At 40.1% G+C, this 18,302-nt stretch carries 18 protein-coding genes; 12 read left to right on the plus strand and 6 right to left on the minus strand.

Translation table 11 applies throughout. The features are described 5' to 3' along the window. Positions 1-346 precede the first annotated feature (346 nt). The 5 genes from Q0940_RS03015 (at position 347) to Q0940_RS03035 (ending at position 6,003) form a co-directional block, all read left to right on the plus strand. On the plus strand, positions 347-2,065 hold the full coding sequence (locus Q0940_RS03015) for a GLUG motif-containing protein (protein ID WP_299263675.1): 1,719 nt from the start codon (positions 347-349) through the stop codon (positions 2,063-2,065). Positions 2,066-2,488: 423 nt separating this feature from the next. Next, on the plus strand, positions 2,489-4,075 hold the full coding sequence (locus tag Q0940_RS03020; protein WP_299263677.1) for a hypothetical protein: 1,587 nt from the start codon (positions 2,489-2,491) through the stop codon (positions 4,073-4,075). Between the two features lie 275 nt (positions 4,076-4,350). Continuing rightward, positions 4,351-4,590, plus strand: coding sequence for a hypothetical protein (locus Q0940_RS03025; RefSeq protein WP_299263680.1), 240 nt, complete (start codon positions 4,351-4,353; stop codon positions 4,588-4,590). Between the two features lie 462 nt (positions 4,591-5,052). Then, on the plus strand, positions 5,053-5,595 hold the full coding sequence (locus Q0940_RS03030; RefSeq protein WP_299263683.1) for an NADPH-dependent FMN reductase: 543 nt from the start codon (positions 5,053-5,055) through the stop codon (positions 5,593-5,595). A 159-nt stretch (positions 5,596-5,754) separates the two neighbouring features. Continuing rightward, positions 5,755-6,003, plus strand: a complete 249-nt coding sequence (locus tag Q0940_RS03035; RefSeq protein WP_299263686.1) for a hypothetical protein — start codon at positions 5,755-5,757, stop codon at positions 6,001-6,003. Between the two features lie 54 nt (positions 6,004-6,057). Here the strand turns inward: Q0940_RS03035 and Q0940_RS03040 are convergent, their stop codons facing one another. From Q0940_RS03040 to Q0940_RS03050, 3 genes are all read right to left on the minus strand, one after another. After that, positions 6,058-6,348, minus strand: a complete 291-nt coding sequence (locus tag Q0940_RS03040; protein ID WP_299263689.1) for a type II toxin-antitoxin system RelE/ParE family toxin — start codon at positions 6,346-6,348, stop codon at positions 6,058-6,060. After that, positions 6,341-6,562 (minus strand): hypothetical protein, encoded by a 222-nt coding sequence (locus Q0940_RS03045; protein ID WP_299263692.1) that lies wholly within the window; start codon positions 6,560-6,562, stop codon positions 6,341-6,343. Before Q0940_RS03045 ends, Q0940_RS03040 begins: the two co-directional genes overlap by 8 nt. A gap of 67 nt (positions 6,563-6,629) precedes the next feature. Continuing rightward, on the minus strand, positions 6,630-7,601 hold the full coding sequence (locus Q0940_RS03050) for an NAD(P)-dependent oxidoreductase (RefSeq protein WP_299263696.1): 972 nt from the start codon (positions 7,599-7,601) through the stop codon (positions 6,630-6,632). Between the two features lie 248 nt (positions 7,602-7,849). Here Q0940_RS03050 and Q0940_RS03055 point away from each other — a divergent pair, with 248 nt between their 5' ends. From Q0940_RS03055 to nirD, 3 genes are all read left to right on the plus strand, one after another. Further along, on the plus strand, positions 7,850-9,493 hold the full coding sequence (locus tag Q0940_RS03055; protein WP_299263699.1) for an endonuclease: 1,644 nt from the start codon (positions 7,850-7,852) through the stop codon (positions 9,491-9,493). Between the two features lie 559 nt (positions 9,494-10,052). Further along, positions 10,053-12,638 (plus strand): nitrite reductase large subunit NirB, encoded by a 2,586-nt coding sequence (gene nirB / locus Q0940_RS03060; protein WP_299263702.1) that lies wholly within the window; start codon positions 10,053-10,055, stop codon positions 12,636-12,638. 30 nt (positions 12,639-12,668) lie between these two features. After that, entirely contained in the window at positions 12,669-13,001 is a 333-nt protein-coding gene (gene nirD, locus Q0940_RS03065; RefSeq protein ID WP_299263705.1) for a nitrite reductase small subunit NirD, read from the plus strand. A 138-nt stretch (positions 13,002-13,139) separates the two neighbouring features. Here nirD and Q0940_RS03070 read toward each other — a convergent pair whose 3' ends face one another. From Q0940_RS03070 to Q0940_RS03080, 3 genes are all read right to left on the minus strand, one after another. Beyond that, a complete protein-coding gene (locus Q0940_RS03070) occupies positions 13,140-13,436 on the minus strand; it encodes a hypothetical protein (RefSeq protein ID WP_299263708.1) in 297 nt (98 codons plus the stop codon). 158 nt (positions 13,437-13,594) lie between these two features. Beyond that, complete coding sequence (locus tag Q0940_RS03075; RefSeq protein ID WP_299263711.1) at positions 13,595-14,062, minus strand: hypothetical protein; 468 nt, start codon at positions 14,060-14,062, stop codon at positions 13,595-13,597. A gap of 64 nt (positions 14,063-14,126) precedes the next feature. Next, complete coding sequence (locus Q0940_RS03080; protein ID WP_299263714.1) at positions 14,127-14,333, minus strand: 4-fold beta flower protein; 207 nt, start codon at positions 14,331-14,333, stop codon at positions 14,127-14,129. Positions 14,334-14,661: 328 nt separating this feature from the next. Between Q0940_RS03080 and Q0940_RS03085 the strand changes: the two genes are divergently transcribed. From Q0940_RS03085 to Q0940_RS03100, 4 genes are read left to right on the plus strand one after another with little or no spacing between them, the layout of a single operon-like run. Beyond that, positions 14,662-15,363, plus strand: coding sequence for a spondin domain-containing protein (locus tag Q0940_RS03085; RefSeq protein ID WP_299263980.1), 702 nt, complete (start codon positions 14,662-14,664; stop codon positions 15,361-15,363). A 9-nt stretch (positions 15,364-15,372) separates the two neighbouring features. Continuing rightward, the gene (locus Q0940_RS03090; RefSeq protein ID WP_299263718.1) at positions 15,373-16,095 is read left to right on the plus strand and encodes a spondin domain-containing protein; all 723 of its coding nucleotides are present in this window, start codon (positions 15,373-15,375) and stop codon (positions 16,093-16,095) included. A gap of 6 nt (positions 16,096-16,101) precedes the next feature. Next, positions 16,102-16,818 (plus strand): response regulator transcription factor, encoded by a 717-nt coding sequence (locus Q0940_RS03095; protein ID WP_299263721.1) that lies wholly within the window; start codon positions 16,102-16,104, stop codon positions 16,816-16,818. After that, positions 16,818-18,302 (plus strand): HAMP domain-containing sensor histidine kinase, encoded by a 1,485-nt coding sequence (locus Q0940_RS03100; protein WP_299263724.1) that lies wholly within the window; start codon positions 16,818-16,820, stop codon positions 18,300-18,302. The genes Q0940_RS03095 and Q0940_RS03100 overlap by 1 nt, the downstream gene beginning before the upstream one ends.

Raw genomic sequence — 18,302 nt, forward strand, 5'->3', positions numbered from 1 at the left:
GGTAGAGCGAGCTGTAAGAATGGCTTCGCCACTAGCTGTAAGCTTTAAGTAAAAGCTTATTACTAATATAAAAATCCGATGCTGCTGTAGCATTGGATTTTTTTATGCTTGTTATATGTGCATAAGCGTTAATCCTTCATATGAAAATATAATTTAACATCTCACAACATATTAGATAAATAAGTTATTAGATTTGAGAAATTAGAGAACCATTTCACTTGTGTAAAATTGATTGCATTTTGTACTGGTCAGACCTACAATCCTGCCCGCTGAAATTTCAGTTAGAATTTTGAAACATACAATATTCGTAGTTAACTTATACAGATTGTTAAGGTTAGAAAATTATATGAACAAACTACTTAAGACGTTAGCAAACCCTTTTGCAATGATGTCATTTAATATGACACTGCAACCTATTAAAATGCTGTGCATTATTCCATTGCTTCTCACGCTAACTGCTTGTGGCGCTGGTTCAGCAGGTGAGGCAGGTGAGGCAGTTGAACCTGTTGTTGTTGATGGCAACACAGATACAGACACAGATACAGACACAGACACAGATACAGACACAGACACTGATACAGACGGTGATGGCGTAGGCGACAATGCCGATGCTTTTCCAAATGATGCCACTGAAACGGTAGACACAGACGGTGATGGCGTAGGCGACAATGCCGATGTTTTTCCAAATGATGCCACTGAAACGGCAGACACAGATAGTGATGGCGTAGGCGACAATGCCGATGCTTTTCCAAATGATGCCACTGAAACGGCAGACACAGATAGTGATGGCGTAGGCGACAATGCCGATGCTTTTCCAAATGATGCCACTGAAACGGCAGATACAGACGGTGATGGCGTAGGCGACAATACCGATGCTTTTCCAAATGATGCCACTGAAACGACAGACACAGACGGAGATGGTACTGGCGACAATGCAGACATCGACGACAACGACAATGGCCTGATTGAAATTAGCAGCCTAGAGCAACTGGATTGGATACGTAATGATTTAGCTGGTTCATCACTTAATGATGGCTTAACTGCAATAACAAGCGGTTGTACAATCGGCTGTATCGGTTACGAACTCACTCAAAACCTCGATTTCGATACCAACGGTGATGACATGATGGATGCCAACGACACCTATTTTGACTACGACGGTGATAGCAGCAACAGCGGTTGGTTACCTATCGGTACAGACATGGCACCCTTTACTGCTATTTTTGATGGTAATGATTTTGAGGTGTTTAACCTTTACATCAACAGAGCCACTACCGATGCTGAAACTAGTGGTGAGTATATCGGCTTATTTGGTTACCTAGACGGAAGCGCATCTGATGCGGAGATACGCAATATTGGACTAACTGGTGGGTTAATGAGTATTACCGGTAAAACGTATACCGGCGCACTGGCTGGTTATACCAGTAATGTGAGCATCAGCGATGTTTATTCAACTGGGGATGTATCTGCACCAGCATCAAATGTTTCTTATGTTGGTGGCCTCGTGGGCCGTGCAGAGTATAGCCCAATTCGAGAAAGCTATACCACAGGTGCAATATCAGGAGACTCCTATGTTGGCGGACTTGTTGGCTATGCACTAGGTACAAAAATAGTTGCAAGTTACGCCACAGGTTCCGTTACTGGTGATTCCCGCATTGGCGGTCTTGCTGGTTATGCTCATAACTCTGCCAGTATCCGCGCCAGTTATGCAACCGGGTTGGTGACAGGTACATCCGACACAGGCGGCCTTGTGGGTTCTGGATATGGTGCACCTTATATTTACGCCAGTTACTGGGCCATTGATACTAGCGGTCAAAGTTTGGGGTATGGCGGTGGCGAAGGCAGAGGAGCAGTAGTTGATGAAGCCACAATAGGCGCAACCCTCGCCGAGCTTCAATGCCCAACAGCTGCAAGTGACAGCACCTGCCTAACCGGCGAAACGCTTTATGAAGGTTGGGGTGCGATTGACCACGATGACGATGATACAACAGACCCAATTAGTCCTTGGATTTTTGGTGACAGCAGCACACTACCAACGTTGGATATGAGTATTACAATTCCTTAAATAGTGAGTAAGCCGTAAGAATGGCTTGTTGCTAGCTGTAAGCTTTAAATAAAAGCGAGGTGGATCATTAAATTCACCTCGCTTTTTTGCTTTTTGTAAGTGTATTTTTAGAGGTGATATTTTACTAAGAGCATGCACTTAATAGAATCTTCCATTTAAAAGAGCACTTCATTTAGCCTGGCTCTGGGTTGTGCATCATATAAGCGTTAATCCTCATATGAAAATATAATTTAACATCTCACAATATATTAGATAAATAAGTTATTAAATTTGACAAGTTAGAGAACCATTTCACTTGTGTAAAATTGATTGCATTTTGTACTGGTCAGACCTACAATCCTGCCCGCTCAAATTTCAGTTCGAATTTTGAAACATACAATATTCGTAGTTAACTTATACAGATTGTTAAGGTTAGAAAATTATATGAACAAACCACTTAAGATGTTCGCAAACCCTTTTGCAATGATGTCATTTAATATGACACTGCAACCTATTAAAATGCTGTGCATTATTCCATTGCTTCTTACGCTAACTGCTTGTGACGCTGACCCAGCAGATGAGACAGTTGAACCAGTTGTTGTTGATGGCAACACAGATACAGATACAGACACAGATCCAGACACAGACACAGATCCAGACACAGGTACAGACACAGGTACAGACACAGGTACAGACACAGGTACAGACACAGGTACAGACACAGGTACAGACACAGGTACATATACAGATACAGACGGTGATGGCGTTGGCGACAATGCCGATGCTTTTCCAAATGATGCCACTGAAACTACAGATACAGACGGTGATGGCGTTGGCGATAACAGTGATAACTGCGTATCGATCACCAACGAAGACCAAACAGATACCGACGGCGATCTAGTCGGCAATGCCTGTGACATCGACGACAACGACAACGGCCTGATTGAAATCAGCAGCCTAGAGCAACTTGACAGGATACGTAATAACTTGGCTGGTACATCTCTAGACGATGGTATATCACTGAATAGTGACAATGGTTGTTATATCATTTCGGGTTGTAACGGCTATGAACTTACTCAAAACCTCGATTTCGATACCAATGGCGATGGCATTATGGATGCTAATGACACCTATTATGACTATGACGGCGATAGCAGTAACAGTGGTTGGCTACCAATTGGCACAGAAACGGAACCCTTTACTGCTATTTTTGAGGGCAATGGTTATGAAATACGTAACCTCTATATCAACCGAAGCTATGACGATGACGGAACAAGCGGAGGCCACATTGGTCTTTTTGGTTATCTAGACAATAGCACCTCAGTTAACGCTGAAATACGCAATATTGGCTTAACCGGTGAACTTATGGATGTCACAGGTGGCCCATATACAGGTGGGCTGGCCGGCTATATGGAATACACTACCATTACTTCAAGCTACACCACCGGCAAAGTCTCTGGAGCTGGGAGTAATGTAGGTGGGCTGGCTGGCTACATGCGATACGCTAACATTACTTCAAGTTACACCACCGGCACAGTTACTGGTGGCGCGAACTATACAGGCGGGCTTGTTGGTCAAACTCTCTTCAGCAGTATTGTGACAAGCTACACCACCGCTTCTGTCTCTGCTCAGTATGGTACGGGCGGGCTTATTGGCCAAGCGGTTAATAATAATATCGTGGCAAGTTACGCCACTGGTACAGTCGCTGGGGGCAATTATACAGCCGGACTTATTGGCAGAGTGTTTGATAGCAGCATGACAGCCAGTTACTGGGCGACAGATAGTAGCTTACAAGGTAACCCAGTTGGTCAGAATAATGACTCTACGGTTGACGCCATAGGTGCAACCCTCGACGAGCTTAAATGCCCAACAGCTGCAAGTGACAGCACCTGCCTAACCGGCGAAACGCTTTATGAAGGTTGGGGTGCGATTGACCACGATGACGATGATACAACAGACCCAATTAGTCCTTGGATTTTTGGTGACAGCAGCACACTACCAACGTTGGATATGAGTATTACAATTCCTTAAATAGTGAGTAAGCCGTAAGAATGGCTTGTTGCTAGCTTAAGTAAAAGCGTTGAACTACAAAATCAATAAAACCGAGATAGATCATTAAATCTATCTCGGTTTTTTTATGTTTGTTATATGTGCATAAGCGTTAGAGCAAACCGTAAGAATGGCTTCGCCACTAGCTGTAAGCTTTAAGTAAAAGCGTGTATTAAAGCAGATATTGTAAAAAGCAGATCCAACCCCAGTTAGTAAGGGAATATACTAAATGGAGTTGATTGCAATAGGATGGCTTTATGAAACGCTATAAAAGCAAAAAAGAAGAATACCAAACCGCATTAGACATGTTAGCCATTGGTCTTGAGGGGAAAACCTATTTACCTAAGCCATCTAAATTAATGCTGTTAACCGCTTTTTTATTTTGCTCATTAGTTTTTACGCCGTTAAGCTCTGCTGTAAATGTTTCCTCTATTAATCTTGCGCTACCAGCAAAACCCAAAGTGATATTCAGCCAAAAAGCAGAACAGAAAACTTAACCTAAGATCTAGCCTGTTAATTTTACTACTGTATTTATACTTTCTGATTTTAAATAATTTTATATATAGGGGCTGTTTACCTTTCATTTTATGCAACGTTGAGTGGAAAATGATTCACAATCGCGGCATAAGCATCGAGGTTTAATGGATTAAATAAGTATGTTTATAACAAAGAGTGGAGATAATTTAACCTCAACCCGAAGGGCTGGGTCTATTTGTCACCCCAACTTCGTTCTTGTTAATTTTAGCCAGACACTTAAATAGAACCACTATTTGCGAGTCTTCTGCCTCGCTGGATGCAACAAATAGCCGCCAGCGTTGCAGAAAATGAAAGATAAACAGCCCCTAGTAATTGCTTATGTAATTTGTTTAAAATCAGATAAGAATAAAACTAATCGCTGTGCATGATCTAATGGTTAAAGTCGAATGGTTAAATTTCACCACTGGGAAGTTATGTAATAAATGGAAAAGTTAAAGATTTTGGCGTTGTCGGGAAGTCTTCGTAAGGTGTCATACAATACCGCTGCAATACATGCACTAAAATCATTGGCGTCTAGTCATGTAGGTGTAGATATAGTTGTTGGCGATATTAGTGAGTTACCACTGTTTAATCCTGACCGTGAAAATGAACATATTCCCGCGTTAGAAAAATTAAAATCATCGCTAAATGACTGCGCAGGATTAATACTAGCAACCCCTGAATATGCTCATGGTATTAGCGGGCCGTTAAAAAATGCCCTTGACTGGTTAGTCAGTAGCGCTGAGTTCCCCAATACGCCAATTATGCTGATCAATACCTCGCCTAGAGCATCGCATGCTCAAGAGTCTCTACGGGAGGTTCTTGTCACTATGTCTGGAAATATAATTGAACAAGCCTGTGTTTCTATCCCTTTATTGGGCAGTGAGTTAAATAGTGCTGGTATTACTGAAAATGAAGAATTGGCAAATTTATTAACCAAAGCGCTTGGTGAGTTTTGTATTGAAATTGAAGCTGGAAAGTTATAATTTATTAACCTTATGTTTTAATAGTATTTTATCTTCATCTAGGTGCCAATTATAGTGATCGGTTTACTCTTTTTGTTTTCGACATTCGTCACATACTTTCTGTGTTTCAAACTATTACTTAAAAAGTTAGGTGTTGAATCACTTATCTTAAAGAGGACATTGATCCTCACTATAACTTTAGTTTCGATTCAATTTGTCTGCATATTGTTTGCTGAATTGGCAGAACTAGATAACTCTGCATCTGTGATCATGACAATTATTTTATTTGCTTTAATTCTTAAGCGCTTTATCGTCTTAGAGTCATGGAAAGCTATTTTAGTACCAATAATAATTCCAATACTAGGCCAAGTGACTTTTGCTATAAGCTTACTGATATACATAGGAATCACGGGCACGGTTAAAGTCTAGTGACTCGTTTGGGAGCGACTACTTTAATAACGTGTTATCTGGGTATAGGTGTATTCAAAGCAGCTTTTTTATATCGCGGTAAAAGTTCTCATGGGTTCCTAAAGCAATCAGCTCTAAAATTATAGCTCCATCTTCATAACTATAACCTAAGAGTGTTAGCTGTTTGACCATTTTGAACTTATAAACTCTCATAAATGAAAGATCACCTTTTTTAGGCTCTCCTAACAAAGGATCGGCTATTACCTTTTTAATCGCTTTATCAAGTTCTAGTTTTTGATTATTGTGTAGCTTTTTAACAGCCCTTTTAAAGCTAGGTGTTTGTAAAACCCGCTTAATATTAGCCAAAACTATATTCCTCTAGTTTCCCTGCTTCTTTTTCTGCTTTTGCAATGATGGCTTGTTTGACAAATTCGTAAGGTAAATCAGGATTATCTTCCATCATTTCACCAATTTTCGCCCAATGCTCAATTTGCTTGGGGGTTGTGCGGTTTAGTGCTTTAGCCATCACAGCTGCTTTTTCCACTAATTCTTCATCTAGTCTAATGCTTGCCGTAGCCATACTGTTTCCTCTAGTACATTTTATAGTCAGATTGTAGCGTTATGCCACAAATGTAGCAAGCTGCTTGTTAAACCAAACACCCTGAACATATACCTTGGATTTTTGTGGCGTTGAACGTGGCTTGTTGTAATTCTTGTTGGCTTTCTAGGCTTTTTTCAGGGCAGCCGTGGATTAGTCTTACTACAATTTGGCCTCTGTCTAATGCGCTTTGAATCGTCTCTACAATGGCGCCTTGAGTTGGAGTGATTTTGTCGCTGTCTTTGCGGGTTAGCTCTATTATCTCGTTTGAAACCTTGTCATCGTACACAATTAAGTCGGCTAATTGCATGGCTTGTAGCGCTTTTAATGTTAGGTTTTCTGGATTGTTATTGCCAATGCCTACATAAAAAACAGAACCTGCTAATTGGTTATCCGCAGACAGAGTTTGTTCTATTAACTGTGTTACGCCATCCCAATCTTGTTGCCCTGCTTTGGCGGCAATGTCGCCACGGAAAAAACGCTCCCAAAAATGACGGCGGGAAGTAAAGTCGGTAATGGTGGCTTTGACTCGTTGGCGATAAGAACCTGCTAATGAAGCTAACTTACCTGTCCACTGCGGCATTAATGATTCAAATTTTTCTTTCCATAAACGGGCTAAAACTGGCGCTTCACCGCCTGATGAAATTGCCACTACAATTGGTGAACGGTCAATGATCGCAGGCGTTATAAAGTGACAATATTCAGGATCGTCCACCACGTTTACAAATATTTTATGTGCTAAGGCATCGGCTTGTACTTGCCTGTTTAATGCGTTGTCATCGGTCGCCGCTATAACTAACCATTTATCAGGCAATAAAGATTTATTGTAATCGCCAACTATCAATTCTATGGAATAGGTTTGCGCTAAGTCTTGCACTTCCTCACAAATCTCATGAGAAACCACAGTAAGTTTTGCACCGGTTTTACACAGGGTTTGAATTTTTCTAAGGGCAACGGTGCCGCCGCCAACAACTAAAACAGGTTTGTTTTCTAACTTAACAAAAATAGGTAGTGTATTCATGGAGTTCCAATTTTATAGCCCTGTGGCGTAAAGCTTAAGCGATTAATACATATTGTATAAAACGCAGTGAGCTGATTATTTTGTGATCAAATACTAATCAGAGTTTTATTTCCTACAATTAATAAGTTGTATTTAGAGTTATGCGCCTTGTATAAAAAAAGTACATAAAGTGGTCACAAAACCTAAATATCGACGACATATAGAATGTAAATACTGATGATACATCATACAAAAACAAAGGGAATACAATGAAGAAAATAACAAGCTTGTGTTTAATTGGGGCAATGTTAACGAGTAACTTAGCATTTGCAGATGTAGAAAATGGCAGTTTTGAAAGTTGGACGGGAAATGTTCCTAACGGGTGGACTACTATAGATTCTGGTATAAGCCTTAGCGAATCAACAAATATAGTACAAAGTGGTAACAGTGCTGCGGCGATAACCGTTACAACTGGTACTCAATCTTCAACTGACTTTAGACAGTCATTTAATGTTACTGCTGGGCAAAGTTATGACTTTAGCGTTTGGGTTTATCACACAGAAGGAAGTGTTAGAACTCGTTTTTACATTAACGGTTATTTGGGATATTCAGACAACACGATTACTGGTCAATGGCAGCAAATAACCCATACGTATACAGCTAGCAGTACAGGCTCTATCGATGTTGGTTTACGCTTTTATGATACAACTGGCTTTGATGGATCCGAAATTGTTTATATTGATAGTTTTGAACCAACCGATTCAGTAGTCACTAATCCAGACCCTGTTGGTTGCTCTAATAATGCAGGCACGTTTAATCTAACAACCGATAATTACGGCAGTGAGACTAGCTGGCAGATCACTAACAGCAGCTCCACTGTAGAGTATTCAGGTTCTGGTTACTCAAATACCACAGATTATTCTGAAAACATTTGTTTAGCGGATGGTAGTTATACGTTCACCATTAATGATAGTTATGGTGACGGGATTTGCTGCAACGTTGGATCTGGTTCATACAGCTTAGTTGTAGAAGGAAGTACAGTTGCTAGTGGTGGTAATTTTACCTATTCAGAAACAACTACTTTCACACTTGGTGGCTCATCGGGTGGAAATCCAGGTGATGGCTCTGGCGGTGGTTCGGATTTAGAAGATTATTATCAGTCGGTGTCTGGCTTAACGGGTTACAATTTAAAAACCGGCTTGTACAACATAATTAAAAACCATACGACACAAACATATGGCGACCTTTGGACGTTTTATAATAACAATGAGTCGGATAAATATTATGAAAATGACGGAAGCGTTATCGACATTTATTCAGAATCACCAAATAGTAGCGACCCTTATAACTTTACATTAACCAGTGACCAATGTGGTAATTACTCAGGTGAAAGTGATTGTTATAACCGCGAACATTCTTTCCCAAGAAGTTGGTTTGGCGGCGAAGTAAATCCTATGAATACTGACGTACATCATATATTCCCAACAGACGGTTATGTTAACTCTAAGCGTAGTAGTTACCCTTATGGTGAAGTATCGTCGTCAACTTACTCTTCACAAAATGGTTCGTTGGTAGGAAGTGGTACATCTGCTCAGGGATATACCAGTACAGTATTTGAGCCTATTGATGAGTTTAAAGGTGACTTAGCACGCGCTTATTTTTATATGGCGACCCGTTATGAAAATATCATTACAGGCTGGGAGAATAATAGTACGTATAGTGATGCAGTTTTAAATGGGTCAAGTGATCAAGTATTTGAATCTTGGATGTTAGCTTTACTTAAAAAATGGCATAACCAAGATCCGGTAAGCCAAAAAGAGCTTGACCGAAATATTGCTGCCGAGGCATATCAAGGCAATCGTAATCCATTTGTAGATCATCCTGAATTTGTAACTGAGATATGGGGTAACTAGTTAGCCTTATGCTAACGAAAGGTTAATGAATACTTTATAGATAAAAATAGCGGTGTTGTAACAGGCCGAATTAAAGCTCCTATAACGGCACTGCTATTTTTATTTCCTCAAATATCCAACCATTTTATCCAACTAAACTTACCTAATTGAGCTTATCTAGTACAGCTCATCTCACTTAACTTATACAAGCTAAAGTGCTACAAATTAGTGATTGTTTTCTTTGCGCTGCACCACTGATGTGCATTTTACGTTTATTTTTTACAATTAGATTTTCGATTTTTAAATTTAGTTTTATTGTTAGTTATTAAAAAATAACAAGTTTTTTGTTTTCATTATGATTAATAAGGTTTTGGTACTCATATTGCTACTTTATTTTCAAAGTCGTTAAACCTTTTAGGTTTAATCATACACATTTCGGCGTTAAGCCAGCTTCGCCAGAAGCCAGAAACTTAAAATTTCTGACACCAACGACGGTGGTCCCACAAGATTCGTAATTTCAAAGTTGAAATTACTGCTCAGGTTGAAATAAATCAAATTCAATTATTCTGAGGGTTACACCATGCCAGATACAACAGAGCTACAAACAAAAAACAAATTAAAACTCATCGTTGTCGGTAACGGCATGGTTGGTCACAAATTCATTGAAAACGTGGTTAACCATCCAGATCATGAAAATTATCAAGTTATCACTTTTTCTGAAGAACCTCGTTTAGCGTACGACCGCGTTCAACTGTCGGCATATTTCTCTGGCAAAACAGCCGATGATTTAATGCTAACGTCGGAAGATTATTACGACCAACACGGCGTTAAATACATAATCAAAGACAAAGTGTCTACCATTGACCGCGCTGCAAAAACTATCACCACAGAAAGTGGCCGAGTAGAAAGCTACGACAAACTTATTCTAGCTACAGGTTCATTCCCATTTGTTCCACCAATTCCAGGCGGCGACGCCGAACATTGTTTGGTTTACCGTACCATTGAAGATTTAGAGCGTATCACTGCATCTGCCAAAGGCAGTAAAGTCGGTGTGGTTATTGGTGGCGGGTTATTAGGTCTTGAATGTGCTAAAGCATTACATAACTTAAACTTGGAAGCGCATGTTGTTGAATTTGCACCACGGCTAATGGCAGTGCAATTAGACGAAGGTGGCGGTGCTTTATTACGCACTAAAATTGAAGATTTGGGCGTGCACGTTCACACAGAAAAAAATACCAAAGAAATCGTCGCGGGTGAAACCTGTCGTTACCGTATGAACTTTGCCGATGGCAGTCACATTGAAACGGACATGATTGTATTCTCTGCTGGTATTCGTCCGCAGGATGAACTTGCTCGTCAGTTCGACATTGAAATTGGCGAACGCGGCGGTATTACCATTGATGACAATTGTCTTACCTCAGACAAAGACATTTACGCGATTGGTGAATGTGCATTGTGGGATGGCAAAATATACGGCTTAGTGGCACCGGGTTACACCATGGCAAAAGCCGCCGTTTCACATATTACTGGCGGTAGTGAGCAATTCACTGGTGCCGACATGAGTACCAAACTTAAATTAATGGGTGTTGATGTTGCCAGTATTGGTGATGCACATGCACGCACAGAAGGCGCTCAAACCTACACTTATATTAATGATGCGGAAGGCCTTTATAAACGTTTAATAGTATCTGCAGACAAGTCTACTTTGTTAGGTGCTGTATTGGTTGGCGACACTGACGCATACGGAACCTTGCTTCCTATGATGTTAGAAAAAATGCAACTTCCAGAAGCACCTGAGGTATTAATTCTTCCTCAAGTTGAAGGTGGTGGCGAAAGCGCGTTTGGCGTAAACGCTTTGCCAGATTCGGCTCAAATATGTTCTTGTCATGACGTAACCAAAGGTGACTTGATAGGGGCTATTCACGCTGGCGCAACCGAGCTTGCTGAACTTAAATCATGTACCAAAGCAGGCAGTGGTTGTGGTGGTTGTTCAGCTATGGTTGGGCAAGTATTAAATGCAGAATTAGAGAAAATGGGCGTTGAGGTTAACAATAACCTTTGTGAACATTTTGAATATACGCGCCAAGAATTGTTCGACATTATCCGTACAAAAAAAATCAAAACCTTTGATGAGCTATTAGAGCAATACGGTAGCGGCCACGGCTGTATGACATGTAAACCTGCAGTTGGCTCTATGCTAGCAACCTATTGGAATGAATACGTATTGTCCGATGATAATATTCAATTACAAGACACTAACGATATCTTCCTAGGCAATATGCAAAAAGATGGGACTTATTCTGTTGTACCACGTATTGCAGCGGGTGAAATTTCAGCACAAGGTTTAATAGACTTAGGCCAAATTGGTGTTAAATATGACTTATACACCAAAATTACAGGCGGTCAGCGTATCGACTTCTTTGGCGCGCAGCTACATGAATTACCATTGATTTGGGATGAATTGATCCAAGCTGGTTTTGAAACAGGCCACGCCTATGGTAAGTCTTTACGTACCGTTAAGTCCTGCGTTGGTAGTACTTGGTGTCGTTACGGCATGATGGATTCTGTGTCCATGGCGATTAATTTAGAGATGCGCTACAAAGGATTACGTTCACCACATAAATTTAAATTAGGTGTGTCTGGCTGTACTCGCGAATGCGCGGAAGCACAAAGTAAAGATTTTGGAGTCATTGCAACAGACAAAGGTTGGAACTTATACGTATGTGGTAACGGCGGTATGAAACCTCGTCACGGTGACTTATTTGCATCTGATTTGGATGACGCAACATTAATAAAATACATTGACCGTATTCTTATGTTCTATTGCCGTACAGCAGACCGTTTACAACGTACGTCGGTTTGGATGGACAATATGGAAGGTGGTTTAGATTATCTTAAGTCGGTTGTTATTGATGATAAACTTGGTCTTTGTGAAGACTTTGAAACTGATATGAACCGCGTTATCGACACTTACGAATGTGAGTGGAAGAAAACACTTAACAACCCAGAAAGACTAAAACGTTTTGCTCACTTTATTAACTCAGATGCAACGGACGACCGCTTGGCATATGAAGCTGACCGTGGTCAAAGTAAAGCACGTATTGCGCAACCATCTGTCAGAGCTGAAAAAGCCAAAGGCACAGAGATCCCGGCATTGGAAGTTTAAGTTACAGATAAAAGAGTAGAGGAAAAGAATATGAGTAATATAAATTGGGAAACCATCTGTAACGTATCAGATATCAATAAAAACACAGGCGTTTGCGCATTACATAACGGCGAACAAGTCGCGATTTTTAAAGTAGGGAAAGAAGAACAATTATTTGCTCTACAAAACTACGACCCATTTGGTGAAGCAAACGTGTTATCACGTGGTTTAATTGGTGACGTTGACGGCCAGTTAGTATTAGCATCACCGCTTTACAAGCAACAGTTCTCACTAGAGTCTGGTAAATGTTTGGAAGATGACAGTGTAATTTTAAAAACCTATATGGTGCGCCAACAAGATGGCCTAGTGCAACTACAAGCATAAGTGCAGTTGCAGGGATAACAAACAAAGCTAAAAGCTTGTTGAAATCAATACTTAAAACCACCAATGATGTCTAATCATTTGGTGGTTTTTTTATGGGCTTAATCTAAAAGGATATGAAAATTAAAGTGGGTGTCTCTGTTAGATTGGTCGACTTTTTATTTCAAAATGCTTACCTTTAAACCAAACATGCAAATATGTTGGGTCGATGCGTACATCTATAGATGGTTCGAAGTAATCATGAACAGTTTCCCAAGAAGTACCATTATTTGTGACACTTTTTATTAATTCAACTTTCTGGCTATTGAATCGAATATGATTACCTTTATTACAGTCTGGACATACATACCAGACAGTTTGCATCTCTGGCCAGCTAAATGCGCTATTTGATAATGCAAACTCTAAATCAAAACTATTTTTACAATTGATACAATCCATAAAAACACATAACGCCTAAATATAGTGGGCTAAAATAGAGCTAAGCGAACAGCCAGTAAATTAAAGTGGGTGTCTCTGTTAGTGTTTACGAAGTAAATCACTTTTACCGACTTTAAATGACTGTCAAATTCGAATGGGTGTCTCTGTTAGATTTACTGCTACCATGATTGTAAAACATCAAGAAGCTCATGCGGCATATTGTTGTTTATGTATTCTAGAGTTATATATGGCTCTGGAATTTTATTGTAGTCCTGCACCGCGTGACGAATTAAAAATTCTGCTTCATCCTTTAAGTCAGCATGTATTACCAAATCTTTCGATGCTGGAATATTTTTTCCATGGCCTGCATGCTTCAAGGCATTATATGTAAAGCGGTAAAATCCGATGGCACGGCCAACTTTCTTATCAAGACTAGTTGAATTGCTTGATTTTACAGAAAGCTCAGCAAGAGCGACTTGGCTTGACTTTATGTCTAGCTCCTCTAACAGCGGAGCGATTATTCCAATAACTGCGCCAGCCAATAGAATGCTGGTTACATAGTCAATGTCTTTTAGTGCATGCTCATAACTCTTTACAGCTTGGACTAGCATTTCACCGGCTAGAGGAATTTTATCGTGTTCTGTCATTTGGGTCTCATTGCCTAACTTATTGAGTTGTTATGTTTTCGATAGCACATACTCTTTCCCTAGCTTAGTCTTCAAGCCGAAATAAAACAGCGCCTTTTAAATCTGTCGCTTGAACACCTTCAAATACACCAACGTATTTGCATGGCATTTCCATATTGTAAATTTCATCTTCATCTACTCGAAGAACCACCTGACCAGATAGATTGTAAACATACTCACCGTCAAAGATCCCCGTGTGCTTTCCTGATGCATCATAAACTTGCTTATGCACTTAACTCTCCTTTGAAACCTAACAATTTAATAGTGATCAATTTGGGACTCTTTTTACCCAAAGCTTGCTCACTTTCATACATAACTTATTAGTATCAGATTAATTAAAGCCTTGCCAGTTCTAAAATTCATAGAAATTGGATTAACGTTTTTTAACCAAATCCCAATTCAATCAATTACTATTCCAACCAACCCCGTTACACAAATGAAACGGCTTCTTTATTATTTTGTGAAGCCTCTGTGATACTTTTGGGATAATTGGCGTTCATTCTTGTTATCAGATTAATAACAAGAGAAAGAACATGAATACAAAAACACAAACTAAAACAATAAGAAAAACTGCAACAACACTCGCTATCTTAGGTGGTGCTTTATTAACTCAATCAGCGTTTGCTGCTGAAATCGACGTTAAAATCACTAACCTTACTCAAGGCATTTATTTCACGCCTGTCATTATTGCGGCTCACACAAGTGACGCTAGCATTTATACACTTGGCACCGCAGCCTCTGACGAATTACAGATGATGGCGGAAGGTGGTGACATTTCTGGTTTATCAATTGTGTTAACTGCAGCAAGTGCTGATGTATTAGAAAATCCAGCAGCAGGCGTACTAGCACCTGGCGCATCGGCAGAAGGTTCGCTTTCTACTGCGGATACCAATACGTATTTATCGGTGGGTTCAATGTTACTTCCAACCAACGACGGTTTTGTTGGTCTAGACAGCTGGATGATCCCAACAGAAGCCGGTACTTATACAGTTTACCTTAATGGTTATGATGCTGGCACAGAAGCTAATGACGAAATTCTAAATGGCGGCGGAGCACCTGGTGTTGCAGGAATTCCTGCAGATCCCGGTGCTGCAAATGGTACGGGCGCTTTAGGTGTTACTGATGTTGAAGATAATACTATGGTGCACGTACATCGTGGTGTTATTGGCGATACAGATGTGGCTGGTGGCGACAGTGATTTAGACAGCACAGTTCATCGTTGGTTAAACCCTGTTGCTATGTTTACCGTTACCGTTAAGTAAGGGGGCAATATGAAAAACTTTAAATCAAAATATATCCCAGCTCTGGCAATTATGTCTTCACTTATTCTTGCCGGTTGTAGTGACGATGACGACGATAAAGATGTTGTGACGCCAGAGCCTGAAGTGGTGGTTCCGGTAAATGTGAGTTATGAGGTAACCGTTACTAACCTGACTAACGCGCAACCATTATCACCTGTTGCTGTTATTTTACATGACACAGGTTCTTTGTGGACAATTGGCGAGTCAGCATCAACGGCATTGGAAACAATGGCGGAAGGTGGTGATAACTCAGAGTTATTAGCACTAGAAATAGTTACTGCAAGCGTAAGTGGAGCTGCGCCTTTAGGTTCGGGCGCTACAGAAACGTTAACCGTAACGATTGAAGACCAAACAGACGCTATGTTGTCATTAGCGACGATGTTGGTGAATACAAATGACGGTTTCACGGGTCTTAGTAATATAGATTTATCTGGATTGTCTGTTGGAGACACTTGGTCTAGCTATACATCGGTTTACGATGCTGGCACAGAAGGTAACAGTGAAGCTGAGGGAACCATTCCAGGTCCTGCTGATGGCGGTACTGGATTTGAAGCTGAAAGAGATGATGTTGATTTTGTTGGTATGCACTCAGGTGTTGTATCAATGGATGATGGTTTAGCTACTTCTGTATTAACCCAAGCCCATAAATTTGATAATCCAGCAGCTTATGTAGTGATTAAACGAATGGAGTAAAACCTTTTGACTAACACTGTGCTCATTGTTGAAGACGATAAAGATATCGCCGATCTTATACGTGTAAATTTACATGAATTGGGGATAAACACTGAGCACCAGTGTGATGGTCAAACTGGCTTAAAGTCTGCGTTAGAAAATGATTATAGCTTGTTACTACTGGACGTTATGCTGCCTAATATTTCTGGCTTAGATATATGCAGGCAAGTAAGGCAAGCAAAACCAGAGCAAGCTATTATCATGCTTACCGCTAAAAACTCTGAAACCGACCGAGTGTTAGGTTTAGAGCTAGGTGCAGATGATTACATGACCAAGCCTTTTAGTGTTCGTGAACTTCAAGCTAGAGTTCGTGTGCAGTTAAGAAGAGCTAACTTACTGCAACAACGTCCTTCCGCGGTTATGCCCCAAGATGATTTATTAACCGTTGGTAAGCTGAGCATTAATCAGCAACAACACAGTGCTAAATTATCTGACCAAACACTTGATCTTACCGCGACGGAATTTGACTTGTTAAAGCATTTTGCTAAACACCCAGATCAAGTATTCAGCCGAGCTCAGTTATTGGAAAACGTATGGGGTTATCACCATAGTGGTTATGAACATACTGTGAATTCTCATATCAATAGACTACGGACAAAGTTAGAACAAGACCCCGCGCAAGCCAATATTATTCAAACGGTTTGGGGGGTTGGTTATAAACTCAATTCTCAAGGTGTAAACTAATGTCATTATCACTTTATCAACGTATTGCCTTGTCGTTAACATTGGCATTTTCAGTCATATTATATTTATCATTTTTGTGGAGCAGTCAGCTTCAGCAAAGTACTCAGTTGGAATCTGAGCAAAGACTTCATTTGGGACTGGCAGAGCATTTAGTGTCTGACAATCCTTTATTGGCTGAGGGCGTTTATGATTACGATGGCTTGAAAAACCTATTTCATACTTTGATGATGTTAGGTCCAAGCTTTGAGTTTTATTATTTAGATCCAAACGGCAAGGTACTCACATATTCTGCTAAACCGGGAAAAGTTAAGCGTGAGTTGGTAGACGTAGAGCCTATTCGTTCTTTGTTATCCAATCAGGTTGAATTGCCCGTGTTGGGTGACGACCCTAGAAATCTAGAGAAACAAAAAATATTCTCAGCCTCTCCTGTGTATAAAGAGGGAGAGCTACAAGGCTATTTGTACATGATCATTGGCGGTGAAATACATGACTCCATTGTTAAATCTGTGCAGGACAGCCATAGTTTAAAAGATGTCTCTATTGTCATTGTCGCCAGTTTAGGAGTGTTACTTTTATTGCTGCTAGGTTTATTTAGAGCATTTACCGCACCACTTAATAAAATGGCAAAAGCTATTAAAGCGATAGATCAAAATAACCTCAGTCAGGTAGAAATAGACTTTAATGTATCCAAAGACTCAAACAATGAAATTAACGTGTTGGCTTCGGCATTTAATTCGTTAATAAAACAAGTGCAAAGCCAGTTGGTGCAATTAGAAAATATTGATGAACACAGACGTATTTTATTGGCAGATCTTTCTCACGACTTAAGAACGCCATTAGCTAACCTACAAGGTTATATAGAAACCTTATCTATTCATGGGGAAAAGCTGACAGAGCAAGAAAGGCAAAAGTTTGTCAGTATCTCCATGCGTAATGCCAATAACTTAAAACGCTTAATAGACCAAATATTTGAACTGGCTTATTTAGATGGCGGTCAAGTTACCGTTCATCATGAACCTTTCCCACTAGCTGACTTATTATTTGATGTGACGGCTAAATTTGAGCTTAACGCGACAAAAAAAGGCGTTCGACTAGAAGTAGAGTCTTTGGCGGCTAACTATTTAGTTTTTGCCGATATAGGTAAGTTAGAACGTGTACTCACTAACTTAATTGAAAATGCGATTAGGCATACTCAAGAAAACGGGGTTATTACCTTGTCAGTGAACATGCTAAAAGAACAAAAAAATCAATTGCGGATAGACATACGAGATACCGGAACGGGTATTAACCGTAATGAAATTGCTCATATTTTTGATGCCCGTTACAGAGCAAGTAATGCCCAAGAAGATAAAAATACCCATGTAGGTTTGGGATTGGCTATCAGCCAAAAACTAGTTGCCTTACTTAACTCTGAATTGAGGGTAGAAAGCGAATTAGGCAAAGGCACTTGTTTTAGTTTTAGCTTGCCGTTGGTAAATAATTAA

The sequence above is a fragment of the uncultured Psychrosphaera sp. genome (assembly GCF_947500655.1).
Lineage (GTDB): Bacteria > Pseudomonadota > Gammaproteobacteria > Enterobacterales > Alteromonadaceae > Psychrosphaera.